This window comes from Bacillus sp. A260 (assembly GCF_009861435.1).
GTDB classification, from domain to species: Bacteria; Bacillota; Bacilli; order Bacillales; family Bacillaceae_G; genus Bacillus_A; species Bacillus_A cereus.
Map to the genome: position 1 here is coordinate 5259625 of NZ_CP046398.1, position 26810 is coordinate 5286434.

Consider the following 26810-nt stretch of genomic DNA (forward strand, 5'->3'; position numbering starts at 1 on the left):
CAACTATATTCACCTTTATTGTTTACTAAAATGAAGAATTATACGTATTGAATTTTTGTAGGCATTTTTGGATCTGTATCGTGAATTTCAAAGGATTCACCCACTCCAAATCCTTTTTCCTCTAGTACTTGTGATACTGACATACGCGCTAGTTCTTTCATGTTATTATCTAAGCTTAAATGGGCTAAATAAATATGCTTTGTCTCATCTGTAATTACATCTGCCATCGCTAATGCAGCATCCTCATTACAAACATGCCCAACGTCACTTAAAATACGTCGTTTAATGCTCCATGGATAACGTCCCATACGAAGCATTTCTACATCATGATTACTTTCAAATACGAAAGCATTAGCTCCCTTAATAACGCCTTTCATACGGTCACTTACGTATCCCGTATCTGTAATAAGCGCTAACTTCCTATTATTGTTATGGAAAGCATAAAACATCGGTTCTGCCGCATCATGAGAAACTCCAAATGACTCGACTTCAATATCACCAAAGGTTTTCACATCACCAACTGAGAAAATAAACTTTTGTTCAGTTGGGATATTTCCTATTAAATGTTCCATTGCATTCCATGTTTTCTCATTCGCATAAACAGGTAAATCATATTTACGTGCCAGTACACCTAAACCTTTAATATGATCACTATGCTCATGCGTTACAAGAATACCTGATACATCATTTATATTCAGTTCTGCTTGTTTAAATAAAGCCTCTGTTGCTTTACCACTTAAACCTGCGTCGACTAGTAATTTTTTTTCATCGGTTCCTACGTATAGCATATTTCCTGTACTTCCACTTGCAAGTACGCTAAAATGCAACCCCATTCTTTCTCACTCCAGTATGTTCATCAACCACTTGATTTTCCTTTTCTCCTAATTCCATAACTTGTCCTTCAATTGCATTCACAAAGAAGTCCTGCTTCTGCTCCGTTTTCAAATTCCACGTTGGAGCCAGTACTTGGTTATTAGAAGTAGATGCGGTAAGAGTGGCATAACCAATTTGCGCTTCTTTAACATGCGTATTTCCATGAATTTTATTTTTTAAATACAAATTTTCTAAAGCTGTTTGAGCCGTAATAATTTCTTGCTCTTTCGTTTTTTCACCTTCGCCCATTTCTTTTAAATCAGTTAGCATTGTCTGCGTATATGAAACAAGTTCATTTTTTTCATTTAATTCCACAACAATCATCGCCTGATTATTATAGAAAATAGGCTTATCTTTATATTTTTGGAAGAAATAAATTTTAGAGTCTTTCACCGCTCCAAATTCATACTTTTGTCCATCCAATACATAGTTCTTCAAAAATTCATTATACTTATCTTTTGATAATGATTTCGTATTTAAAAAAGGCTCTTTTAGCTTACTTTCTATCTTGTACATATTTTGTATATGCACCGTTTGATTTTTCAAAGACTGTATATCTTCTTCTTTAAAAGCTTTATTTTCTGCTCTAATAAATGACTCTTTTTTCGGTTCTTTAGGGATATTTCCCATCGTAATTTTGTTTGCTTTTAATTCTTGATCTATCTTTGTTTCTGCAATAAGCTCCAATTGATTACTATCTTGCTTTTGAATGAATTGGAAAATGAGAAAGAGGTCCAAAACAAAAAAGGTCACAATAAATATGGTTTTAATCCGATCCCAATCCATTTAGTCCTCCCTCACTCCACTCATAGATTTTCTGTTTACCTGTTTCATCTTCAACAAGCTTTACATACCAAATTGGTTGTAATCGAACTACTTGTCCATCTAGTGATAACTTGTATCCAATACCAATATCCTTAATTACTTGTTTCTTTATCTCTGGATTATTTTCTAGGGATGCTATTACAACATGCCCTGACGGAAGAGTAACCTTCTGTTCTATACCTTTAGTATTTAAAGACAGCAACGGTCTTTCATATTCCATTACTTCTTCTGATCCCCATATTTGTCTCAATTCAGCTAATCCATCTTCATTGAATACTGAATATCCATCTTCATTTAAACGAAATACTGTCTCTCCTTTATTCATATAGTCCAAACGATATGAATCCAAACTTCCACTGTGACCACTTACGAATTCAAAGCTTTTTTGTAAAAGCATTAAATTATCTATCGTTTTCTCAGTTAAGACAGAAGAGTTTTTATACTTTAGCATGTGACGATCGTTTTCAATTTCCATGGATCTAATACCATCTGTAAATGTTTCTTTCGACATCTCGGTAATCGGACTTAAATAACGAGGATCACTAAACAGAGCATTCTTAAACGTATCAACTGCTAAATTAGATGAAATATATGTTATATTGTTTAACTCTGTCGTTCCATCTGGTAAAAATAACTTTTTCATATCATTAAGTTGATAATCAAAATAAGGCTTTGCTGATACTATAAATTGATTTTGGGCATTTACAATATCTTTTAAATACACGCCACTTAATTTTGCCTCGTATATTTTAAAGTTATCACCATCAGAAACAAAGTTAATTTTAATTTCTTGATCCTTACTTCGAGAAGGATCGAGGAGAATACGGTTAAAATGTTTAGGCTTATCTGTACTCTTCTCTTTCATGTTAAACATGGATTTTACTGCATCAAATGGGATATCGGTAGGGAAAACAAGTTCAACTTTCCCTTCACCATGCACATATGAAAGGAAATCACCCTTAGTGATTGATATCTCTTTAAAATCATGTAGTTCCCCTACTTCCAGAGGCTTATAGATTGATTCTATATCTGCCTCTCTTCTGCTCCCATAATGATTTTTATCTTTATGCACGATGATAGAAGTAGGACGGACAACATCGGAAATTTTAGTTTGGTTCATTCCTTCATTTCCCTGCACAAATTTCGCGTTTTGCATGGATGTAGAATCTGGCACATACGTCCATAGGTTAAAAGTAAGAAATAGGCTAATTACAACTAGGTTAATTAAAACTATTGTTTTAAAGTTTTCCATACTCATTCCCAATCGTCCTCTTCATCTGCTGCCATTGGTAACGTGAAATAAATAGTTGTCCCTTTTCCTTCTTCACTCTTCGCCCAAATAGAGCCACCATGTGCCTCAATCATTTCTTTTGCAATTGCTAATCCAAGCCCAGTACCACCCATTTGTCTTGAACGAGCTTTATCTACGCGATAAAAACGTTCAAAGATTTTATCAACGTTTTCTTTTGGAATACCCATTCCTTGGTCACTTACACTAATTTCTAATAAATCACCGCGATCACGTAAACGATATGTTACTGTTCCACCTTCTGGTGAATACTTTAATGCGTTAGAAATAATGTTATACAGCACTTGAGTAATTTTGTCAGTATCCATATCAATAAATCTAGATTTCTTAGAGAAAGATCGTTTGAAACTTACATTTTGCTCTTTAGACATTTCAAAGCGATCAATAATATTATTAAAGAAATCAGTAAAGTCGACCCATTCTTTCATTAAACGATGCTCTGTACTATCAAGTTTAGATAGCTGTAACAACGCATTTACAAGTCTAATCATTCTTTCTGTTTCTTCTTGTGTAACCGTTAAAAATTGTGGTGCAATATTTGGATCCTGCCATGCTCCATCTGTAAGTGCCTCTAAATAACTGCGCATCGTCGTTAATGGCGTCCTTAATTCATGAGAGACATTCGCCACAAACTCACGGCGTTCCCGTTCTATACGCTCCTGCTCTGTTACATCATATAGTACAGCAATTAAGCCGTTTGCCTTCCCTGTTTCTTTTTGAATAACAGAGAAACTAGCACGTAAAATATATGGTTCGTTTCTCGTACTAAAATCTAATAAAACAGAATCTGGCTCTTCATATAAATGATCGAGCGTAAATTCTTCCTGTATCCCTAATACCTCTAAAACAGATTGATCGAGCGCTGTTTCACGAGAAACATTTAACATCTTTTCCGCAGGATCATTTAGTAAAATAATATCCCCTTTTCGGTCAGTAGCAATTACTCCATCTGTCATATGTGATAAAACAGATGATAATTTACGCCTTTCACTTTCTGTAGAAGAACGAGCTTGTTGTAATTTTTTTGATAAATTATTGAAGGATAATGCCAGTTGTCCAATTTCATCATGGCTATGCACTTTTACTTTTCTCGAATAATTTCCTTTTGCCATTTCGATTGCTTGTCTCCGCATATCTGAAATTGGTCTTGTAATTGTTTGAGCCAATAAAATCCCAAGTACGGCCGTTACTAATAAAGCAATTACTGTTCCCGTAGCAAAAATTTGATTTATATCCTTCATTTGTTTATATACATCTTCCATAGATGCCACAATGTAAATAACACCAAGCGCATCCTTACCGTTATCATCTAGAATCGGAGTAAGCATAACTTGAACACGATGACCTGTACTACCATCCTTCTCAATTTTCACTTCCGGCTTTTTTTGTACTAACACTCGCTGAACAGCTATATCAGTTGATGTTCGATTCACCTTATTCTGCTTTGATTCATCTGAAATAGCCAGTAACTTTCTGTGCGAATCAAATACACTTACCTCTTGTATAACTTTCTTCTGATCAGAGGCAAATTTTCGAATTGAAGTTTTAATCGTTTCATCTGTTGACTCTGTTTCTGCTTTTGTATAACTTTTTTTAAACTCTTGCTTCAAATTATATGATAATAAGTTTGTTTGCTGCGTTAAAGAATCCCTAAAACCTTGTACTAAGCTCTTCTCTAATTCCCTTACGAAATATACTCCAATAACTTGCATCGCTATTAATATTAATAGCATATATATAAGCACAAATTTTAAATGAATAGATTGAAAAAAACCAACTTTCTTCATATACTATTCCTGCTCTGGGTCACGCAAGTAATACCCTACTCCACGTCTAGTTACAATTAAAGTAGGATGGCTTGGATTATCTTCAATTTTTTCACGCAAACGACGTACTGTAACGTCTACTGTGCGCACATCTCCAAAATAGTCATAACCCCAAACTGTTTGTAATAAATGTTCGCGTGTCATAACTTGTCCTAAATGTTTCGCTAAATAATGTAGCAACTCAAATTCACGATGTGTAAGCTCGATATTTTCCTCGCGCTTCGTTACACTATATGCATTTGGATTGATCACAATTGGTCCAATAACCATTTCTGTATTTTCTTCTTTTTCCGCAGCACCACCTTGTTGATGGCGGCGTAAATTCGCCTTCACACGAGCAAGTAATTCCCTCGTACTAAATGGCTTCGTTACATAATCATCTGCCCCAAGCTCGAGCCCTAATACTTTATCAATCTCAGAGTCCTTTGCTGTAAGCATAATAATCGGCATTTCTGAGCTTTTACGTATTTCACGGCAAACCTCTAAGCCATCTTTACCTGGTAGCATAATATCTAATAAAACCATATCTGGTTGCTCTTCATTAGCCTTTTCAATTGCTTCATCACCATCATGCGCCATTACTATTTCAAAACCTTCTTTTTCTAGGTTAAACTTCAAAATATCTGCAATCGGCTTTTCATCATCAACTACTAAAATTTTCTTTCCCATCATCGTCTATTTCCTCCTTATAAAAATATGGTCAATAATCCCTAAACATATTGATGTTTACATAGTATGTCCTATATGACCGCATCCTTTGTTTAAGTATTTTCTCCTCTATTCTCATAGACTCATGTATGATCCACTTTTACACGGCATCCTATACGATCTATAGAAAAACCTCTAGCTTCAACTGCTAGAGGCTCCTCGTTCTATTTTAAAATAACTACTCAGTTTTGTAAAATTACATAAATAAAAAGGATATTAAGTGGGCCCACTTAATATCCTGAGAGTGGCTCGGGACGGAATCGAACCGCCGACACGAGGATTTTCAGTCCTCTGCTCTACCGACTGAGCTACCGAGCCAAAACTATATATAAAACCACTAATGGTGGTATAAACAAAAGTGGCGGTCCCGACCGGGGTCGAACCGGCGATCTCCTGCGTGACAGGCAGGCATGTTAACCACTACACCACGGGACCAAAAATAAGCAAAAAAAAAACATGACCCGTACGGGATTCGAACCCGTGTTACCGCCGTGAAAGGGCGGTGTCTTAACCACTTGACCAACGGGCCACGAAAAATAAAATGGTGAGCCATGAAGGACTCGAACCTTCGACCCTCTGATTAAAAGTCAGATGCTCTACCAACTGAGCTAATGGCTCATACTCACCAACGTCATATTTTCGTGACGACAAGATGTATCATAACATGTATTCTGTATTTATTGCAATACTTTTTTTTGTTTTTTTATAAAAGAATAAGAAAAAAACTCATGCAGACATGAGTTTTTTTTCAAAAAATGTTAATTAAGCTTCGTATACGTTACGTACAATATTTGTTTGGTTACGATCTGGTCCAACTGAGAACATAGATATTTGAATTCCTGTTAACTCAGAAACACGTTCTACGTATTTTCGTGCATTTTCAGGAAGTTCATCTAATGATTTTACACCAGTAATATCTTCTTCCCAACCTGGAAGCTCTTCATATACAGGCTCACATTTCGCTAAAATGTTTAAGTTAGCTGGAACTTCATCAATAACTTCGCCATTGTATTTGTAAGCTACACAAATTTTAAGAGTTGGAATACCTGTTAAAACGTCGATAGAATTTAATGATAGATCCGTTAAACCACTAACACGACGTGCATGTCTTACAACAACGCTATCGAACCAACCTACGCGGCGTGGACGACCAGTTGTCGTTCCATACTCGCGACCAACTTCACGAATTTGATGACCAATTTCATCATGAAGCTCAGTAGGGAATGGACCATCACCAACGCGGCTTGTATATGCTTTACATACACCTACAACGCGAGTAACTTTCGCAGGACCAACTCCAGTTCCAACTGTTACACCACCAGCAATTGGGTTAGAAGATGTAACGAACGGGTACGTACCGTGGTCAATATCAAGCATAACACCTTGCGCACCTTCAAATAATACACGGTGATTATTATCTAATGCATCATTTAATACAACAGACGTATCACATACATATTGCGCGATTTGTTGCCCGTACTCGAAGTACTCTTCGAAAATTTCTTCTACAGTGAAACCTTCTGTATCGTACATTTTTTCAAATAAACGATTTTTTTCTACTAAATTGCGCTCAAGCTTCTCTTTAAATGCTTCACGGTCTAAAAGATCAGCCATACGAATACCAATACGAGCAGCTTTATCCATATATGCAGGACCGATACCTTTTTTCGTTGTACCGATTTTGTTATCACCTTTACTTGCTTCTTCTAACTCATCTTGTTTTAAGTGGTAAGGTAAAATAACATGTGCACGGTTACTTACACGTAAATTATCAGTACTTACACCACGATCGTGTAAGTATTTTAACTCTTCAAGTAATGCTTTTGGATCTACTACTAATCCGTTTCCGATTACACAAATTTTCTCTTTATAGAAAATACCAGATGGAATTAAGTGTAATTTATATTTAACTCCGCCGAAAACAATTGTATGTCCCGCGTTATTTCCACCTTGATATCTTGCAACTACTTCCGCATGCTCAGAAAGAAAATCAGTGATTTTACCTTTTCCTTCGTCGCCCCATTGTGTTCCTACAACTACTACTGAAGACATTATTAAAGCACCTCCGCAATTTTCAAACGATCTATTCAAACAATATAATTGTACCAAAACCGAAAGAGAAGTCAACCGAAAAGCGAACATTTTTTCACAAAAAAACATTTTCGTTCGTAAGAATTATATATTTAACTTATGAAAGCCTTATCTTTCTTATAAAAAAAAAGAAACACATCTTATTATAAGAAATGTGTTTCTTTTTTATACTGCCTTTATGCCGGTGGAGCATGTCCATCCTCAAAACGACGTTCTAAGTTAACGAACTTATTGAACTCTTTGACGAATGCAAGTTCCACTGAACCTACTGGACCGTTACGTTGTTTTGCAATAATAATTTCAATTGTATTTTTGTTTTCCGTTTCTCGATCATAGTAGTCTTCACGATATAGGAAAGCTACAATATCAGCATCCTGCTCAATACTTCCAGATTCACGAATATCAGACATCATCGGGCGTTTATCTTGACGAGATTCTACACCACGAGATAACTGTGATAAAGCAATAACAGGCACTTGCAATTCACGCGCAATCCCTTTTAAGGTACGAGAAATCTCAGATACTTCCTGCTGACGGTTTTCTCCTGATTTCCCACTTCCTTGAATAAGCTGCAAATAGTCAATCAAAATCATACCAAGACCTTGTTCTTGCTTTAATCTACGGCATTTTGCTCGAATCTCATTTACTTTAATACCTGGCGTATCATCAATATATATACCAGCATTTGAGAGACTCCCCATTGCCATTGTTAATTTTGCCCAATCATCGGAAGTTAATGAACCAGTACGAAGTCTTTGTGCATCAATATTCCCTTCTGCACAAAGCATACGCATAACAAGCTGATCAGCACCCATCTCCAAACTAAAAATCGCTACATTTTCATCCGTTTTCGTCGCTACGTTTTGTGCAATATTTAATGAAAATGCCGTTTTCCCTACTGATGGACGTGCTGCCACGATAATTAAATCATTTCGTTGGAAACCTGCTGTCATCTTATCTAATTCAGTAAACCCAGTTGGTATCCCAGTAACTTCACCCTTTTGATTATGCAAAAGTTCAATTTTGTCATAAGCATCTACAAGAACATCTTTAATGTTTTGGAATGCTTTTGCATTCGTTTGATGGGATACTTCTAATATTTTTTTCTCAGCCTCGTTTAAAAGACCATCCACATCATCTTCTCTCTCGTATCCATCCGATACAATATGAGTCGCCGTGCGAATTAAACGACGTAAAAGCGCCTTTTCAGCGATGATGCGTGCGTAATATTCTACGTTAGCTGCAGTTGGCACAACTTCTGCTAACTCTGCTAAGTAAGAAACCCCACCAACCTCTTCTAGTAATCCTTGATCAGCCATTGCTGATGTCATCATTACTAAGTCGATCGGCTCTCCCTTATCAGATAGCCCAAGCATGACTTCAAAAATCTTTTGATGTTTCGTTCGATAGAACGAATCAGGTACCAATAACTCTGATGCTGAAGTTAACGCATCTTGATCAATCAATATGGCCCCTAAAACCGCCTGCTCAGCCTCTATATTATGCGGAGGGGTACGATCAGCAAGTACATCACTCATACGCAATCCTCCTTGCTTAATTTATTTTTATTGTTCACTAACATGAACTTTTACTGTTGCTGTTACTTGTGGATGCAATTTCACAGTAACGTTTGTATAACCTAACGCGCGGATTGCATCGTCCATTTCAAATTTACGTTTATCAAGTTTAATCTTGTGTGATTTTTGCATTGCATCTACGATTTGTTTGCTTGTGATAGAACCAAATAAACGGCCACCTTCTCCAGATTTCGCCTTTAATTCTACAGTTAATTTCTCTAAAGTCTCTTTTAACTCTTTTGCATTTTCAAGCTCTGCTGCTGCATCTTTTTCTTCTTTACGCTTTTGAGCTTCTAAAGTTTTCATACTGCTATTTGTTGCTTCAGCAGCTAATCCTTGTTTTAGTAAGAAGTTGTTTGCATAGCCATCTGGTACGTTTTTTACTTCTCCTTTTTTACCTTTACCTTTTACGTCTTTTAGAAAAATTACTTTCATGATTGTGTGCCTCCCTGTAAATAGTCATCAATAACAAATCGAAGCTTCTCCTCAGCTTCATCTACTGTAACATTTTTCATCTGTGTGGCTGCATTCGTCAAATGCCCGCCACCGCCTAAGTTTTCCATAATTAGCTGCACATTCACTTCACCTAAAGACCTGCTGCTAATTCCAATGAGATTCTCGCCACGTTTCGCAACAACAAATGATGCAATAATCCCTGTCATCGTTAATAACGTGTCTGCCGATTGCGCAATAAGCACTTGATCGTAGTAATCATCACTATCAACTTTAGCAATCGCAATTCCATTTTTATAAATGTACGCATTTTTTATAGCTTTTGCAACCCGTAAATACTGATCCATATCTTCCTTTAAAAGTTCTTGTACAAGTACAGTATCTGCACCATGTGAGCGTAAATAAGAAGCAGCATCAAATGTACGAGCCCCTGTCCGGAATGTGAAACTTTTCGTGTCGACAATAATACCCGCTAACAATGCCGTCGCTTCTAACATTGTCATCTTTAAATTTTTAGGTTGATACTCAAGTAATTCTGTAACCAATTCTGCCGTTGAAGAAGCATATGGTTCCATATAAACTAGCAATGGGTCTTCAATAAAATCTTCTCCACGGCGATGATGATCAATAACTACTACATTTTCAATTTTATGTAACAGTTTTTGCTCCATCACCATAGAAGGTTTATGCGTATCGACAACAACAAGTAACGACTCATCATTTGCAAATTCCATCGCTTGCTCTGGAGTAATAAAATGAGACCATAACTCCTCATTTTGTTTCACTTTGTCCATCAAACGCTTAATTCCTTTATCGGAATCATTTTCATCTAACACAATATATCCTTTACGCTCATTTAATTGAGCCACTTTTAAAATACCAATCGCAGCACCAATTGCGTCCATATCGGGAGCCCTATGCCCCATAATAATGACATTACTACTTTCTAATACTAAATCCTTTAACGCATGCGAAATGACCCTGGCGCGTACACGGGTACGTTTTTCAACCGGATTTGTCTTACCTCCATAGAACTTAACTTTACCTGTCGCTTGTTTAATAGCTACTTGGTCTCCCCCACGCCCAAGCGCAAGATCTAAACCAGATTGAGCCATTGCTCCAAGCTCTGATAAAGGTAAATCACCTGATCCGACACCCACACTTAATGTAAGTGGTATATTCCTTTTAGATGTTTCTTCACGCACCTGATCTAAAATGCTAAATTTCCCTTTCTCCATCTGCGTCAAAATACTTTCATTTAGCACAACGAAGAATCTTTCTGAAGATGCACGTTTTAAATAAGCACCATACTTAAGTGCCCATTCATTTAGTCGCGATGTCACAAGACTTGTTATATTCGTACGTAATTGATCATCTAATCCTTGTGTAACTTCATCATAATTATCCAAATAGATGACAGCTAAAACAGTCCTTTGATCCTCGTACATCTTTTCGATTTCTGTTTGTTCCGTTACATCAAAGAAATAAATTAACTTTTCTTCTTTCCTTACAAAAACGCGAAACTTTCGATTATTTAAAGAGACTATATCATCAGAAGTTTCTCCTTTAATGAAAAGAAGTAATGTTTCTGATACATCGTAAAGGTGCCATCCAGCTAATGCGTGCTGTCCCAGACATGAAGATAAATAAGGATTTGCCCAATCAATCCCATAATCCTTATTGTATAACAAAATACCAATCGGCATTTGGTTAAATGCTTCATTACTTACTTTCTTTACTCTTGTAATCATATCTGTCGTATGCTTTTCGAAATTCCTTTGAAAATTAAGTTCAAATCGTATAACGATAAAGAATACGATACAAAAAATGACAAAAGCAGCTATACCCATAATTAAATGAAAATAACAGAGAATTGAAATGAGCACAAACACAAAAAATGCCAATACATAAACAGGATATAAAAACCACTGTTTCTTATCAAATTCAGGCATGTATACAACTCCTATAAAGTAAAACTAACTTACCTTCCAGTTAGTTAAACAGATTAAAATAGTATAAGGAATATTATTTTATCCCCCTATTTTAGAACGCAATGAAATCCCTAAGTCAATTATACCTAAGATTGTCACAAGAGGAAACAGCATCGGAATAAACATGCATGCAATAAAACTAATAATAGGAACCCCTTTAGTAAAACCTTTTCTATACGCTAAAAAGGCGATAAATGTCAGACCTTGCAGTACAAGCAATAGTGCAAATATGACATTTAGGTTAGAAAATACCATATGTAAATATGATGTTGGTTCTACTTTTATAAAAGTTGCTAACAAAATAAATATAACGTAATACCAAATGATACTCTTTGGTAATTGTATATCTTTAAATTTAGGCCAAGATATAACTTCATGTTTTAACTTTTTCAAAACACTACCTGATATTATCACTGTAATCCAAGAAAAACATACTGAAACTAGCACAAGTATACTTGGAAGTAACGATTGTAATATATCATTCATTTGTGCAAGTAGCTCTTTTTGTTCCTTACTAATCGGCATACCTGTAGCACTTACTATCTTTTCGCTTTTCGCCATACTTTCACTAAACATACTTTGCATTTGCTTCATTATATCTATGTTGAAAAACTTTATACTCGCAACATAAATAAGTACAAAACCAATTAAGTATGCAAGCGTCCCCGCTATTAAGATTTCAACTGGCTTTTTTCTTGTTTTATACATATATCCTAAAACAATCCCTATCAATCCAAACATAATTGTCTTCACTAAATTCAGCGGTTGACTCACAATAATAGTAACAAAAAGTGCTGCTACAAAAACCACGAGCACATTAGATAGTTTATGTCTTATCATTAATAGTATAAATGGTAACGGCAACGCAAAAGTTACAACTGTACCCAAAATCGGAACATACATAGATATAAGCAATAAAATTGCATATATAGCTAATAATGCTGCACCTTCTGTAATAAACTTTGTTTGTTTCACATTTTAACCTCTCTTTCAAAAAGAAAAGCATAGCAAAATGCACAGTAGAGTCCGACTCTACTGTGCATTTCATACGCTATTATTCACCAACATATGGTAAAAGTGCCATTTGACGAGCACGTTTAATTGCAACTGTAAGTTTGCGTTGGTATTTTGCGCTTGTTCCTGTTACACGACGAGGTAAAATTTTACCACGCTCAGAAACGAAACGTTTTAATAAATCAACATCTTTATAGTCAATGCGAGTGATGCCGTTAGCTGTGAAGAAACACACCTTACGACGTTTCGCACGTCCACCTTTGCGTCCTGCCATGTCTATTTCCCTCCATTCTTTGTTAAAACTAACAAATTTACTGTATTAGAACGGTAAATCGTCGTCGGAAATGTCGATCGGTTGACCTACATTTGAAAATGGATCGTCATTCTTCGTAAATCCAGAGTTACCTTGGTTACCTGAATTACTAGATTGACCAAATGGGTTAGAGCCTTGGTTACCGAAACCAGCTCCTGATGGTTGCTGATTAAATGAACCACGTTGCTCCCCACCGCCATTACGCGGCTCTAAAAATTGCACGCTTTCCGCAAGAACTTCTGTTACGTATACACGTTTACCATCTTGTCCCTCGTAATTACGAGTTTGAAGACGCCCATCTACGCCTGCTAAGCTACCTTTTTTCAAATAATTTGCTACGTTTTCTGCTTGTTTACGCCATATTACACAATTAATAAAGTCAGCTTCACGCTCACCTTGCTGATTGGCAAATGCGCGATTCACAGCTAACGTAAAAGTAGCTACTGCGACACCATTGGGCGTGTAACGTAAGTCAGGGTCCTTAGTTAAACGACCAACGAGGATAACACGATTCATCAATCGAACCACTCTCCCTTATATATCAATTATTTTTCTTCTTCTTTAACAACGATATGACGAAGGATGTCTTCGTTGATCTTAGCTAAACGGTCGAATTCGTTAATCGCTTCTGCGTTAGATTTCACGTTTAAGATCATGTAGAAACCTTCACGTAAGTCGTTGATTTCGTAAGCTAAACGACGCTTACCCCACTCTTTCGTGTTAATGATTTCTGCACCATTGTTTGTTAAAACACCTGCAAAACGTTCAACTAAAGCTTTTTGAGCTTCTTCTTCAACGCCAGGACGAATGATGTACATAATTTCGTACTTTCTCATTACACTTTCACCTCCTTTTGGTCTAAACGGCCCGTAATGGGCAAGGAGCAATTAATTTATAGTAATTACTCACGAGTTTAGATTATATCATAGTAAGTTATATGAATCAACTCACCAATACATAAAAAACTTGGCAAACATATAATATATTTGCCAAGTTCATATCTTTATTTTTCCTAGGAAATATTAAATTAAACGTTAAAACGGAAGTGCATAACATCTCCGTCTTTTACGATATATTCTTTTCCTTCTAAACGTACTTTTCCAGCTTCTTTTGCAGCTGTCATAGAACCGTTTGTCATTAAATCATCGTAAGAAACTGTTTCTGCACGAATAAATCCACGCTCAAAGTCTGTATGAATAACACCAGCACATTGTGGTGCCTTCATTCCTTGTTTAAATGTCCAAGCACGTACTTCTTGAACGCCAGCTGTAAAGTACGTAGCAAGTCCTAATAGGTCATATGCTGCACGAATTAATTGATCTAAACCAGACTCTTCAATTCCTAATTCTTCAAGGAATACTTTTTTCTCTTCTTCGTCTAATTCAGCGATTTCTGATTCAATTTTTGCACATACAACGATTACTTGAGAATTTTCATTTGCTGCAAATTCTTTTACCATTTGTACGTATTTATTTTCCGAAGGATCAATAATATCGTCTTCACTTACATTCGCTACGTATAACATTTCTTTTGTTGTAAGTAAATGAAGGCCTTTAACAATCTTCATCTGCTCTTCTGTAAATTCAACAGTACGAGCTGGTTTTCCCTCTTCAAAAGCTTCTTTTAAACGAACTAAAATTTCATGCTCATATACCGCTTCTTTATCTTTTTGTCTTGCTAATTTCGCAACACGCTCGATACGCTTATCAACAGACTCTAAATCCGCTAAAATTAGCTCTAAATTGATTGTTTCAATATCATCAATTGGATCTACTTTCCCTGAAACGTGCGTAATATTTTCGTCTTCAAAACAACGAACAACTTGGCAAATTGCATCTACTTGACGAATGTGAGATAAGAATTTATTTCCTAAACCTTCACCTTTACTAGCACCTTTTACGATACCTGCAATATCAGTAAACTCGAATACAGTCGGAACAGTCTTTTTCGGTTCTACTAATTCCGTTAATTTATTTAAACGCTCATCTGGTACTTCTACAATCCCTACGTTTGGATCAATTGTACAGAATGGATAGTTCGCAGATTCTGCTCCTGCTTGTGTAATTGCATTAAATAAAGTGGACTTCCCTACGTTAGGTAATCCAACAATCCCAGCCGTTAATCCCATATTTTTCACTCCTATGTCTCAATCTTTCATCATTATAGATAGTAACGAAAAAAATGACAAGTTTCCGCCAAACGAAAAAAAGTAACAGTTACCTACTGTAACTGTTACTCTCCCTCTATTCTTCATGCTTCACAAGTATTTTTTTCACCTTACGATCAAACTCTCTTCGAGGAATCATTACTGAATGGTCACACCCCTCGCACTTAATGCGGATATCCATTCCCATACGAATAATTTTCCAACGATTCTCGCCACATGGATGGGCTTTCTTCATTTCCACAACATCATACAAGTTATATTCCTTTTGCTCCATTCTCCAAACTCCTCTCCATACTAAATTGCTTTTCCACTAACTAATTCTTCACGATTATATAAAACCATACGTGGATATGGAATTTCAATTCCATGTAAATCAAGACGATTTTTAATCTCTTTACGAAGTGCCCTTGCAATAACTGCATGTTGCATCGGTTCTACTTCAGCAATAACACGTAATATAACTTCTGATGCAGCTAATGTTTGCACACCTAATAATTGAGGCGTTGTTACCATTTTTTCGTACTTTGAAGGTAATTCTACTAATAAATCTTCAATAACTTGCTCTGCTTTCGCAATATCAGCCTCATATGAAATAGATACATCAACAAACGCTACACTATTACTAACTGAGTAGTTAGTAACTTGAATAATACTTCCATTTGGTAAAGTATGAATTTCACCTGTCCAACTCTTTACTTTCGTTGTACGAAGTCCAATTTCTAAAACGACTCCTTCAAATTGACCGATTTTAACATAATCGCCAACTGAAAACTGATCTTCTAACAAAATAAATAAACCTGTAATAACGTCTTTCACTAAACTTTGAGCACCAAATCCGACTGCTAAACCAATTACCCCAGCACCCGCTAATAAACCTGATGCATTAATATCAAATACACCTAAAATCGCAATTAGCATAATGAACATAACAACGTACGCTACAATATTTTCAAGTAATTTCGCTACTGTAACTGTACGACGTTCTGAAATTTGAATTGGAGAACGACTCCCCATACGAAACGCATTTCGTACAACCGCCCTTGCAATTCGCACAACAACTGCACCAATTGTTAAAATAATACATATTTTTAATGTCGCAACTCCAATATGAGCCCAACGATCAGCATCTAATAAATACTGTTTCATAGAATTAAACCACTTCGCTAATAAATCCATGTACCTCTACCTCTCTAGCTAAAATTTCTTTTTAGTTACCCTTATTATTGTATCAGAAGTCCCCTAATTGCTGAAAAAATTTTATGATTTTAATCCTATTTTATCCCCGACATCCAGGTATAAAATGGAACGAATATATATATACTAGTACTATTATTTCCGTTTTCATTCACATTTTGCAAAAATTACGCACTTATAACTTTCCATTTTCCTCACCATATAACATATATTGAAAATTTATTAAAAGGATGGGTGCTTCATGAATATTGGAAGTTTTCGCTTACCATTTTTTGAGAAAGAAACTCAAAACGTTATGCACCAAGATCTAGAAGCCTCTGAGATAATCAGTAATTTCTTACTTACCCATATTCCTATTAAAACTAATATACCACTCATTCTCGTTTGTATCGGCACAGATCGCTCTACAGGTGACGCACTCGGCCCATTAGTTGGTACAAAACTTGAACAAATAGACATCCAAAACCTCCAAGTATTCGGTACACTAGATGAGCCAGTACATGCGCTAAATTTAGAGGAGAAAATTCAGAATATACAGAAAGAATATCCTACTGCATTTATAATTGCTGTTGATGCATGTTTAGGAAAGTCCCAAAATATCGGATCAATCACTACTGGAAAGGGACCTAGTAAACCTGGAGCTGCTATGAATAAGAAATTACCTGCAGTTGGTGATTTGCACATACACGGTATCGTCAATCTAAATGGGTTTATGGAGTTTTTCGTTCTTCAAAATACAAGATTAAGTTTAGTCATGAAAATGGCTGATGTAATCGCAAAAAGTATAAAAGAGACGGATCAAAAATTATCCGCATTAAAAAAAGCAAACCATCTATAAATAATAAGATGGTTTGCTTTTTAATTTTTCTGTGCTAATAGTTCTAAAATACGATTTAAATCTTCTTTATTAAAAAATTCAATTTCGATTTTACCTTTTTCTTTTTTCGTCTCTTTAATTTTCACATCTGTGCCAAACTTTTCTCTTAAGAACGTTTCACGTTCTACGAAAAATATATTTCGCTCTTTTTTCACTTTTTTTGTTTCACGTGAAACGTGTTGATTAATCTCTTGGACGATTTTCTCTAATTGACGAACATTTAATCCTTCTTTTTCAATGCGTTTCAATAAGGACTTCAATTGTTCTTCATCTTTTATCGTAAGTAAAGTTCTCCCATGAGCCATTGAAAGTTGACCATTTGCAATCATATCTTGTACGAAAGAAGGTAGGCTTAATAACCGAGTATAATTTGCAATGTAAGGTCTGCTTTTACCAAGACGTTTCGCTAATTGTTCTTGCGTTACATTTAGCTCATTCATTAACATCTGGTATGCCATTGCCTCTTCCATAGGATTTAAATCTTCTCGTTGTAAGTTTTCTAACAAAGCAAATTCCATCATTTGCTGTTCAGTTAATTGTCTTACAACCGCAGGTACTTTTTCTAAACCAGCCTCTTTTGCAGCACGAAATCGTCTTTCACCTGCAACAATTTCATATCCTTTAATACTCTTCCTAGCAATTAATGGTTGTAGAATACCGTGTTCCTTAATCGAAATTGCTAATTCCTGAATCGCCTCTTTATTAAAGTGTTTACGCGGTTGATATGGATTCGGCCTTAATTCAGTTACAAGAATCTCCTGAATTGTTTCCTCTTCTTTCACATCTAAATCAGGAAAAAACACATTAATTCCTCTTCCTAATCCTTTAGCCACCTGCAATCACTTCCTCTGCTAAATCTATATACACTTCTGCTCCTCTTGATTTAGCGTCATACTGCATAATAGGTTTCCCATGACTTGGAGCCTCGCTCAAGCGTACATTACGCGGAATAATCGAGCGATATACTTTATCCCTAAAATACTTTTTCACTTCATCTATAACTTGAATCCCTAAATTTGTACGGGCATCCAACATTGTTAACAATACACCTTGAATTGCTAAATTTTTATTTAAATGTTTTTGTACAAGTCGAACTGTATTTAATAGCTGACTTAACCCTTCTAGTGCGTAATATTCACACTGTACAGGAATAATAACAGAATCTGCTGCTGTTAATGCATTAATCGTTAATAACCCTAAAGATGGGGGACAGTCGATAATAATATAGTCATATTCATCACGAACTGGCTGTAATGCTCTTTGCAAACGTACTTCCCGGGAAATAGTCGGTACCAATTCAATTTCAGCACCAGCCAATTGAATTGTAGCGGGTAGAACATCTAAGTTTTCAGTTGCGGTTTTCTGTATAACCCCTTGAACATCTGCATCTTCCACAAGAACGTTGTAAATACATTGATCTAATTCAGATTTTTCAATTCCCACACCAGTCGTTGCATTTCCTTGAGCATCAATATCTACAAGAAGGACTTTTTTACCTACTTGCGCCAATCCAGCCCCTAAATTAACAGATGTTGTTGTTTTTCCAACACCGCCTTTTTGATTAGCAATAGCAATGATTTTTCCCATGATGTCACCTACTTTCAACCTTTCTATCTTATTCTAGTAACAATTACGTTTATTGTAACATGAAATAAAACTTTTTCTTTTACGTCCTTTATTAAACTTCAAAATTTATTTCTAAACTCCTTCTTCATTTAACAAGAAAATATAGTAAAAGAGACCTCTCCAATAGGATAAGGTCTCTAGCACGTCATTATTATTTTTTCTTTGGAATTTTAATTGTAATTTGATAGTACTCATCAAATTCTTCTTCCTCAGAATTAACATTCAAACCACTTTCAGTAACCATTTGTAAAGATTGTCTAATTGTATTCATAGCAATCCTCGTATCTCGACTTACTGCTTTTTGCTTTGCCTTACGCTTCGGTTTCGCTTCCTCTAGTAACTTCGCAATTCGTTCTTCTGTTTGCTTTACATTTAGTTGTTTCTCAACAATTTCCTGTAAAACCTTCAGTTGTAATTCCTCATTTTTTAAAGGAATGAGAGCGCGGGCATGACGTTCTGTAATGCTTTTTTCTAATAATGCACTTTTTATTTCTTCAGGCAACTTTAACAAGCGCAACTTATTTGCGATTGTAGATTGTCCTTTTCCAAGTCGTTGTGCCAATGCTTCTTGTGTTAAATTATGTAACTCAATCAGCTTTTGATATGCCACAGCTTCCTCGATTGCCGTTAGTTCCTCACGTTGCAAGTTTTCAATTAAAGCTACAGAAGCTGTCTCTGTATCATTTAAATTCTTTATAATTGCAGGAACCTTTTCCCAACCTAACTTTGTTGCCGCGCGAAAACGTCTTTCTCCAGCAATAATCTCGTACTTATCATCCTCATATTGCCTTACAACAATCGGTTGAATAAGTCCATGTGTACGAATTGTTAATGCTAGCTCATCAATACGCGCATCATCAAAAACTGTTCTTGGTTGATAACGGTTAGGGGTAATATTTACTATCGGAATTTCTTGTATTTCTTCATATACCTTTTTATCTATCTCTTCATGGCTTTCGTCTTGTAATTCGAATTCGCTCTCTTTATCTCCAAAGCCAAATAAACGAGAAAACGTATTTTTCATACATATTCCACCACCTTTTAGGCCTATTGACTATTCTCCATAAAATGTTTCCTATGAAACATTTACGTTTTCATTTATATAATTTAATCTTACGTCTAATAAGATTTATTTTTCAATAGGTAATTTATTGGGTGTTCCCGGTTTGCGTGGATATTTCTTTGGTGTCTTGCGCTTTTTCTCGATTAATAAAATATTACGTTCACTCTCTTCAAACGGCAATTGGAACGTAGACATCTCTTTTAACTCTCCGCCTAGCACCTCTAAAGCATACTTGCCATTTTCAATTTCTTCGTTTGCTGCTGCACCTTTCATTGCAATGAATGTTCCTCCAACTTTTACAAGTGGTAAACATAGCTCACTTAATACAGAAAGACGCGCAACTGCACGTGCCATTACAATATCGTATGATTCACGTACACCTTCTTTTTTCCCAAATGTTTCAGCACGATCGTGACAAAATGCAACATCACTTAATTCTAACTTTTGGGCTAAGTGATTTAAGAAATTAATACGTTTTTGCAATGAATCTACAATTGTTACTTTTAAGTGCGGGAAACAGATTTTTAAAGGAATACTTGGGAATCCAGCCCCTGCACCAACATCACAAATTGAGAATGGTTTTGAAAAATCATAATAAAAAGCAGCTGTAATGGAATCAAAAAAGTGTTTTAAATATACTTCTTCTTTTTCTGTAATAGCCGTTAAGTTCATTTTTTCATTCCACTCTACTAATGTTTCAAAGTAGATTTTGAACTGCTCTAACTGTCTAGAAGAGAGGGTGATTCCCTTCTCTTCTAGCATAGATTGAAATTGTTCTATGTTCATCTAGCAATATCTCCTTACTATTTATTGGTTCGATACGCGTGCAATTTTTCCTTGTTCTATATACACAAGTAAAATGGAAATATCCGCTGGATTTACGCCAGAAATACGTGAAGCCTGCCCCATTGAAAGTGGACGAACATCTTTCAATTTCTGTCTAGCTTCTGAAGCAAGGCTAGAAATCGCATCATAATCAATATCTACAGGGATTTTTTTACTCTCCATTTTCTTCATACGCTCTACTTGCTGTAAAGATTTTTCAATATACCCTTCATACTTAATCTGAATTTCAACTTGTTCTTTAACTTCATCACTTAATTCTACTTCACTTGGTACTAAAAGATGAATATGCTCATATGTCATCTCTGGACGACGTAATAAGTCACTTGCACGTATTCCATCTTTCAATTCACTTCCGCCAATATTGCGAATTAATTCTTGAACTTCAGGACGTGGTTTAATAATAATGCTGCTTAAACGTTCCTTTTCCTGTTCAATTTGTAATTTTTTATTTGTAAATCGCTCATAGCGCTCTTCTTTAATTAATCCAATTTCACGACCAACTTCAGTTAAACGAAGATCAGCATTATCGTGGCGTAATAATAGACGGTATTCTGCACGAGACGTTAATAAACGATATGGTTCATTTGTACCTTTCGTTACAAGATCATCAATTAAGACGCCAATATAAGCATCCTCGCGACCTAAAACAACTTCTTTTTTACCTAAAGAACGGCATGCTGCATTAATTCCAGCCATAAGCCCTTGTCCGGCCGCCTCTTCGTAACCAGAAGTTCCATTAATTTGTCCTGCTGTATATAAATTTTTAATCTTTTTCGTTTCAAGTGTTGGCCATAGTTGTGTTGGCACAATTGCATCATATTCAATTGCATAACCTGTACGCATCATTTCAACATTTTCTAGGCCTGGAATTGTTCTAAGCATGTCACGTTGTACATCTTCTGGTAAGCTTGTGGATAAACCTTGTACATATACTTCTTGTGTATTACGCCCTTCTGGCTCTAAGAAAATTTGATGGCGTGGTTTATCATTAAATCTTACTACTTTGTCTTCAATAGAAGGACAGTATCTAGGGCCTGTTCCTTTAATCATACCAGAATACATAGCTGAACGATGTAAATTTTCATCTATTAAACGGTGTGTTTCTGTACTTGTATATGTCAACCAACATGGAATTTGATCCATAATAAATTTCGTTGTTTCAAAAGAGAACGCACGTGGCTTATCATCACCTGGTTGAATTTCTGTTTTACTGTAGTCAATTGTATTACTGTTTACACGCGGAGGTGTCCCTGTTTTAAATCTAACAAGATCAAATCCAAGTTCCTCTAAATGCTCAGATAATGTAATAGACGGTTGCTGATTATTTGGACCGCTTGAATATTTTAAGTCGCCCATGATAATCTCGCCGCGTAAAAATGTTCCAGTTGTAATTACAACAGTTTTTGCTGTATATTCTGCACCAGCTTGTGTAACTACCCCTTTACATACACCTTCTTCAACGATTAAACGCTCTACCATTCCTTGGAACAACGTTAAGTTTGGTGTTTCTTCAATTGTTTTCTTTAATTCATGTTGGTAAGCGAATTTATCAGCTTGCGCTCGAAGTGCACGTACGGCTGGTCCCTTACCTGTATTTAGCATACGCATTTGAATATGAGTTTTATCAATATTACGTCCCATTTCTCCGCCTAATGCATCAATTTCACGAACAACAATCCCTTTTGCTGGTCCACCAACAGAAGGGTTACATGGCATGAATGCTACCATATCCAAATTAATTGTTAACATTAATGTTTTTGAGCCCATTCGTGCTGCCGCAAGACCAGCTTCACATCCTGCATGACCTGCACCGATTACTATGACATCGTATGAACTGGCATTGTATCCCATTGTTTATTCCTCCTAATAATCTCTATCTTTCTACAACTTCACTATATTATTTTCCTAAACAAAATTGAGAGAACAACTGGTCAATTAAGCTTTCATGCACTGTGTCCCCAGTAATTTCACCAAGTATTTCCCACGTTCTTGTTAAATCAATTTGTACCATATCAATTGGTACACCATTTTCAATCGCCTCAACTGCATCACCGATTGTTTTTCCTGCTTGTGTTAATAATCCAATATGTCTCGCATTAGAAACATATGTCATATCTGCAGAATCGATTGTTCCTTCAAAGAATAAATCAGCTATTGCCTTTTCTAGTTCAGCTATTCCTTGTTCCTCAATTAAGGATGTTGTAATAACACGATTTCCCGCGGCTAACTCTGTAACACGTTCCATATCAATCGCTTGCGGTAAATCAGTCTTATTCACAATAACAATAAAGTCTTTTCCTTGTACCGCACGGAATAGATCTTCATCCTCATTTGTTAAAGCCTCGCTATAGTTGACAACAACTAATACTAAATCCGCTTGGCTCATCATTTCTTTTGAACGTTCCACACCAATTCGTTCAACAACATCTTCTGTCTCCCGAATACCGGCTGTATCTATAAGTTTAAGAGGTACACCACGCACGTTAACGTACTCTTCAATAACATCACGAGTTGTTCCTGCAATATCAGTTACAATTGCCTTTTTCTCCTGAACAAGACTATTTAATAACGATGATTTCCCAACGTTAGGTCTACCGATAATTGCTGTAGCAATACCTTCACGTAAAATTTTCCCCTGTTTTGATGTTTCTAATATTTTTTCGATTTCCGAACGAACATGCGTCGCTTTCTCAATTAAAATATTATGTGTCATCTCTTCTACATCATCGTATTCTGGATAATCTATATTTACCTCAACATGAGCTAATGTTTCTAATATTTCTTGACGCAAAAGACCAATTAATTTAGATAATCGCCCTTCCATTTGATTAATTGCTACATTCATCGCACGATCTGTTTTTGCTCGAATCAAATCCATAACAGCTTCTGCTTGTGATAAGTCGATACGTCCATTTAAAAAAGCACGTTTTGTAAATTCGCCCGGTTCTGCCAATCGTACTCCTTGTGCTAGAATAAGTTGCAATACTTTATTTACTGAAACAAGTCCACCGTGACAGTTAATTTCCACTATATTTTCACGTGTAAAAGTCCTTGGTGCGCGCATAATAGACACCATAACTTCTTCAATAACTTGATTTGTATCTAAATCAACAATATGACCATAATGAATAGTGTGAGAAGGAACCTCTGTTAAATCCTTCCCCTTAAAAATACGATCAACTTTCTCAACCGCATCATCCCCACTTACTCGAACAATGGCAATTGCACCCTCTCCAAGCGCTGTGGAAATCGCAGCAATTGTATCAAATTCCATGTCCTTTCACCTCACTTGCTTATTTATCTCTATTTCAACATGATTATTTCTTTCACTAAATTATTAGGATACCATAACGAACCTATCTACAAAAGAAGAATAACTCATTTTATTATATCCCCATGTAAAAAACACTAAACTTATTCACAGTGGATAAGTTTAGTGTTTTTTAGTTATCCACATCTATTTTCCGCTCAAAAAAACCGGCACTCATTTGAGCAACCGGTCATTTAGGAGATATTACAACATGCCGATGTGGTTCATTTCCTTCAGAAGTTGTATTGATACCTTGATGATTTGATAATGCCTGATGAATAATTTTTCGTTCAAAAGATGGCATCGGTTCTAAAATAACTCTTTTTTTCGTATTAAATACTTGTTTCGCTAATCGATAAGAAAGTGATTCTAACGTACTTTTTCTTTTACTACGATAATTTTCAGCATCTAGTGTAATACCGATATACTGCTTCGTGTTACGATTCGCGACAAGTTTTGTTAAATACTGTAAAGAGTTCAATGTATTACCTCTTTTCCCAATTAAAACACCTACATTATCACCAGAAATTGTGAATTCGATTTCGCGTCCTTTTACAATTTTACTAATCTCGACTTCCACACCCATATCGTGAATAACATTTCTTAAATATTCTTCACATTCTTGAATTGGATCTTTCTTCAATACAACTTCTACTACTGCAGGGCGATTCCCAAATAAACCTAAGAATCCCCTTTTACCCTCATCGACAATATTTATATCTACTCGATCTTTTGATGTATTTAATTGCCTTAAAGCATCCTCTACTGCCAGCTCGACTGTTTGTCCTTTAGCAGTAATTATACTCACTTGCTTGAGCCTCCAGCTTTGTTAGCCTTAATCTCTGGCCCTTTGATAAAGTACATTTGAGCAATACCAAAGATATTACCAACAACCCAGTAAAGTGATAATGCAGCTGGGAAGTTAATTGCAAAGATTAAAATCATAATCGGCATAAGCCAAATCATCATTGCCATTTGTGGATTTTGACCAGCAGTTCCTGCCATTGCAAGCTTTTGCTGAATAAATGTCGTAATCGCTGCAACAACCGGTAAGATATAGTAAGGGTCTGCCTGTCCTAAATCAAACCATAAAAATGTATGTTTACTAATTTCTGATGTTCTCATAATCGCATGATAAAATGCGAATAAAATAGGCATCTGAACAAATATTGGTAAACAACCGGCTAATGGATTTACACCATTTTTTTGATATAGCTGCATCATTTCTTGTTGTAATTTTTGCTGTGTTGCTTGGTCTTTCGAGCTATATTTCTCTTTTAACTTTACCATTTCTGGTTGTAACGCCTGCATAGCTTTCGTACTCTTCGTTTGCTTAATCATTAATGGTAATAATGCAAAACGAATAATAAGGGTCGTAATAACGATCGCTAAACCGTAATTATCACCAAGCCATGTCGCAAAATACGTGATTAACTGAGAAAGCGGGTATACGAAATATTCATTCCAAATCCCAGTGCTCTTCGATGTAATCGGCTGACCCGTTTCACTACAGCCGGTAGCAATTGCCATTAATGTAATAACCATGGCCAGTAAACCTATTTTCTTTTTCAAAGCCTGCTCCTCCTTGTTTCGGTATGTATATAGTGTAATTCATTTCCTTACGCTACTTTTTTATTCTTTTCATACCAGAGCGTTTAAAGACATGAATTAAGCTTTTCTTTACTTCTTCATATGTCATCTCTGCACAAGGCTTCCTTGCTATTATAACAAAATCTTTTCCAGAATCTATCTCATCTTTTAGCTCTGTAATAGCCTGACGGACCATGCGCTTAATTCGATTACGAACTACTGCATTTCCTATTTTTTTGCTAACAGAAAGGCCGATGCGAAAGTTTGGCTGTTCTTCTTTATCTAATTGGTATACAACAAACTGACGATTCGCATTTGATTTTCCTTTTTGAAAAACCGCCTGGAATTCATCATTCTTCTTTATACGATGTTTTTTCTTCATATCAATTGACACTCCTGTATTTCATCAGCGGAAATTCACTATTATTAGAAAAAAAGACCACTGAACGATCAGTGGTCTACGCAGATAATACTTTTCTTCCTTTACGACGACGAGCTGCTAGCACTTTACGTCCGTTCGCTGTGCTCATACGGCTGCGGAAACCATGTACTTTGCTGCGCTTACGTTTATTTGGTTGGTAAGTTCTTTTCATTATATGACACCTCCCTGAGGAATATCTGTTAAAGACAGTCCTATAAATTATAGTTAATTAACTAGGAAAATGTCAATGGTTCTAGAAATTTTCATCAAATATTCATTTTGAACCTATTCACATACTTTTTCACAGCACCTATATTTCCTTGTGGATAAATATTTTTTCGCGTTTTTTATATCCACAAACTTTTTTCACACTTTTACACAGTATATCGTGTTGTGGACAAGTTTATTCCACAAGGTATTGATTTTGTGGATAACTTTCTTAAATTCATTGCTATAGCCACTTTTTTTTGATATTATAGTTGTGTTTTCACTTTGAATAAGTTTTCCACATCTTTATCTTATCCACAATTTGTGTATAACATGTGGACAGTTTTAATCACATGTGGGTAAATAGTTGTCCACATTTACTTTTTTTGTCGAAAACCCTATCTCATATACAAACGACGTTTTTAGGTTTTAAAATACGTTTCGTATAAATATACATTTTATATTTATTAGGTTGTACATTTGTTGCGCAACCTTATTCTTTTACCAACTTAGTAAAGGAGGGACACCT

At 35.8% G+C, this 26810-nt stretch carries 27 protein-coding genes and 4 tRNA genes; 1 reads left to right on the forward strand and 30 read right to left on the reverse strand.

The window, feature by feature from the left end; genetic code table 11:
- Window positions 1–38 precede the first annotated feature (38 nt).
- From GD442_RS26650 to GD442_RS26745, 20 genes are all read right to left on the reverse strand, one after another.
- Entirely contained in the window at window positions 39–833 is a 795-nt protein-coding gene (locus tag GD442_RS26650) for an MBL fold metallo-hydrolase (RefSeq protein ID WP_000522837.1), read from the reverse strand.
- Complete coding sequence (locus GD442_RS26655) at window positions 817–1659, reverse strand: two-component system regulatory protein YycI (RefSeq protein WP_000383740.1); 843 nt, start codon at window positions 1657–1659, stop codon at window positions 817–819. Before GD442_RS26655 ends, GD442_RS26650 begins: the two co-directional genes overlap by 17 nt.
- Complete coding sequence (locus GD442_RS26660) at window positions 1640–2956, reverse strand: YycH family regulatory protein (RefSeq protein ID WP_000061560.1); 1317 nt, start codon at window positions 2954–2956, stop codon at window positions 1640–1642. Before GD442_RS26660 ends, GD442_RS26655 begins: the two co-directional genes overlap by 20 nt.
- The gene (walK, locus tag GD442_RS26665; RefSeq protein ID WP_000755367.1) at window positions 2953–4794 is read right to left on the reverse strand and encodes a cell wall metabolism sensor histidine kinase WalK; all 1842 of its coding nucleotides are present in this window, start codon (window positions 4792–4794) and stop codon (window positions 2953–2955) included. Before walK ends, GD442_RS26660 begins: the two co-directional genes overlap by 4 nt.
- Window positions 4795–4797: 3 nt before the next feature.
- Window positions 4798–5505: a cell wall metabolism DNA-binding response regulator WalR gene (walR, locus tag GD442_RS26670; RefSeq protein WP_000971865.1), complete on the reverse strand. Its 708-nt coding sequence runs from the start codon at window positions 5503–5505 to the stop codon at window positions 4798–4800.
- 281 nt (window positions 5506–5786) lie between these two features.
- Window positions 5787–5859, reverse strand: a tRNA-Phe gene (locus GD442_RS26675).
- Between the two features lie 41 nt (window positions 5860–5900).
- Window positions 5901–5976: transfer RNA gene (locus GD442_RS26680), tRNA-Asp, on the reverse strand.
- A gap of 22 nt (window positions 5977–5998) precedes the next feature.
- Window positions 5999–6070 (reverse strand) — tRNA-Glu (locus tag GD442_RS26685).
- A 13-nt stretch (window positions 6071–6083) separates the two neighbouring features.
- Window positions 6084–6159, reverse strand: a tRNA-Lys gene (locus GD442_RS26690).
- A gap of 144 nt (window positions 6160–6303) precedes the next feature.
- The gene (locus GD442_RS26695; RefSeq protein ID WP_000100238.1) at window positions 6304–7593 is read right to left on the reverse strand and encodes an adenylosuccinate synthase; all 1290 of its coding nucleotides are present in this window, start codon (window positions 7591–7593) and stop codon (window positions 6304–6306) included.
- A 215-nt stretch (window positions 7594–7808) separates the two neighbouring features.
- Complete coding sequence (gene dnaB / locus GD442_RS26700; RefSeq protein WP_001286148.1) at window positions 7809–9170, reverse strand: replicative DNA helicase; 1362 nt, start codon at window positions 9168–9170, stop codon at window positions 7809–7811.
- A gap of 27 nt (window positions 9171–9197) precedes the next feature.
- Window positions 9198–9644 (reverse strand): 50S ribosomal protein L9, encoded by a 447-nt coding sequence (rplI, locus tag GD442_RS26705; RefSeq protein WP_000864228.1) that lies wholly within the window; start codon window positions 9642–9644, stop codon window positions 9198–9200.
- A complete protein-coding gene (locus GD442_RS26710) occupies window positions 9641–11614 on the reverse strand; it encodes a DHH family phosphoesterase (protein WP_001113785.1) in 1974 nt (657 codons plus the stop codon). The genes rplI and GD442_RS26710 overlap by 4 nt, the downstream gene beginning before the upstream one ends.
- Window positions 11615–11692: 78 nt before the next feature.
- Window positions 11693–12628, reverse strand: coding sequence for a YybS family protein (locus GD442_RS26715; protein WP_000814840.1), 936 nt, complete (start codon window positions 12626–12628; stop codon window positions 11693–11695).
- Window positions 12629–12707: 79 nt separating this feature from the next.
- Complete coding sequence (gene rpsR / locus GD442_RS26720) at window positions 12708–12941, reverse strand: 30S ribosomal protein S18 (RefSeq protein ID WP_000918873.1); 234 nt, start codon at window positions 12939–12941, stop codon at window positions 12708–12710.
- Between the two features lie 45 nt (window positions 12942–12986).
- On the reverse strand, window positions 12987–13499 hold the full coding sequence (ssb, locus tag GD442_RS26725) for a single-stranded DNA-binding protein (RefSeq protein WP_000981966.1): 513 nt from the start codon (window positions 13497–13499) through the stop codon (window positions 12987–12989).
- Window positions 13500–13525: 26 nt separating this feature from the next.
- Window positions 13526–13816, reverse strand: coding sequence for a 30S ribosomal protein S6 (rpsF, locus tag GD442_RS26730; RefSeq protein ID WP_001233778.1), 291 nt, complete (start codon window positions 13814–13816; stop codon window positions 13526–13528).
- 191 nt (window positions 13817–14007) lie between these two features.
- Window positions 14008–15108 (reverse strand): redox-regulated ATPase YchF, encoded by a 1101-nt coding sequence (ychF, locus tag GD442_RS26735; RefSeq protein WP_000524657.1) that lies wholly within the window; start codon window positions 15106–15108, stop codon window positions 14008–14010.
- 115 nt (window positions 15109–15223) lie between these two features.
- Window positions 15224–15421 (reverse strand): DUF951 domain-containing protein, encoded by a 198-nt coding sequence (locus GD442_RS26740; RefSeq protein ID WP_000435485.1) that lies wholly within the window; start codon window positions 15419–15421, stop codon window positions 15224–15226.
- A 20-nt stretch (window positions 15422–15441) separates the two neighbouring features.
- Complete coding sequence (locus GD442_RS26745; protein WP_000364814.1) at window positions 15442–16323, reverse strand: mechanosensitive ion channel family protein; 882 nt, start codon at window positions 16321–16323, stop codon at window positions 15442–15444.
- A 259-nt stretch (window positions 16324–16582) separates the two neighbouring features.
- Here GD442_RS26745 and yyaC point away from each other — a divergent pair, with 259 nt between their 5' ends.
- On the forward strand, window positions 16583–17179 hold the full coding sequence (gene yyaC, locus GD442_RS26750; RefSeq protein ID WP_001020714.1) for a spore protease YyaC: 597 nt from the start codon (window positions 16583–16585) through the stop codon (window positions 17177–17179).
- A 20-nt stretch (window positions 17180–17199) separates the two neighbouring features.
- On the opposite strand, the gene spo0J is transcribed toward yyaC, so the two are convergent.
- From spo0J to rpmH, 10 genes are all read right to left on the reverse strand, one after another.
- Window positions 17200–18051: a stage 0 sporulation protein Spo0J gene (gene spo0J, locus GD442_RS26755; RefSeq protein ID WP_001051832.1), complete on the reverse strand. Its 852-nt coding sequence runs from the start codon at window positions 18049–18051 to the stop codon at window positions 17200–17202.
- A complete protein-coding gene (gene soj / locus GD442_RS26760; RefSeq protein ID WP_000516114.1) occupies window positions 18044–18805 on the reverse strand; it encodes a sporulation initiation inhibitor protein Soj in 762 nt (253 codons plus the stop codon). Before soj ends, spo0J begins: the two co-directional genes overlap by 8 nt.
- 190 nt (window positions 18806–18995) lie before the next feature.
- Window positions 18996–19868, reverse strand: coding sequence for a nucleoid occlusion protein (gene noc, locus GD442_RS26765; protein WP_000799016.1), 873 nt, complete (start codon window positions 19866–19868; stop codon window positions 18996–18998).
- A 105-nt stretch (window positions 19869–19973) separates the two neighbouring features.
- A complete protein-coding gene (gene rsmG / locus GD442_RS26770) occupies window positions 19974–20693 on the reverse strand; it encodes a 16S rRNA (guanine(527)-N(7))-methyltransferase RsmG (protein WP_001019628.1) in 720 nt (239 codons plus the stop codon).
- Window positions 20694–20714: 21 nt separating this feature from the next.
- Window positions 20715–22604: a tRNA uridine-5-carboxymethylaminomethyl(34) synthesis enzyme MnmG gene (gene mnmG / locus GD442_RS26775; protein WP_159365238.1), complete on the reverse strand. Its 1890-nt coding sequence runs from the start codon at window positions 22602–22604 to the stop codon at window positions 20715–20717.
- A gap of 46 nt (window positions 22605–22650) precedes the next feature.
- Window positions 22651–24027, reverse strand: a complete 1377-nt coding sequence (mnmE, locus tag GD442_RS26780) for a tRNA uridine-5-carboxymethylaminomethyl(34) synthesis GTPase MnmE (RefSeq protein WP_074555682.1) — start codon at window positions 24025–24027, stop codon at window positions 22651–22653.
- A 226-nt stretch (window positions 24028–24253) separates the two neighbouring features.
- The gene (gene jag / locus GD442_RS26785; protein ID WP_000022792.1) at window positions 24254–24871 is read right to left on the reverse strand and encodes an RNA-binding cell elongation regulator Jag/EloR; all 618 of its coding nucleotides are present in this window, start codon (window positions 24869–24871) and stop codon (window positions 24254–24256) included.
- Window positions 24868–25635 carry a YidC family membrane integrase SpoIIIJ gene (gene spoIIIJ, locus GD442_RS26790; RefSeq protein WP_000726764.1) on the reverse strand — a complete coding sequence of 256 codons (768 nt, stop codon included), beginning with the start codon at window positions 25633–25635 and terminating at the stop codon, window positions 24868–24870. The genes jag and spoIIIJ overlap by 4 nt, the downstream gene beginning before the upstream one ends.
- Before the next feature lie 52 nt (window positions 25636–25687).
- On the reverse strand, window positions 25688–26035 hold the full coding sequence (rnpA, locus tag GD442_RS26795) for a ribonuclease P protein component (protein WP_000726621.1): 348 nt from the start codon (window positions 26033–26035) through the stop codon (window positions 25688–25690).
- Window positions 26036–26111: 76 nt separating this feature from the next.
- On the reverse strand, window positions 26112–26246 hold the full coding sequence (gene rpmH / locus GD442_RS26800; protein ID WP_000831901.1) for a 50S ribosomal protein L34: 135 nt from the start codon (window positions 26244–26246) through the stop codon (window positions 26112–26114).
- Window positions 26247–26810 lie beyond the last annotated feature (564 nt).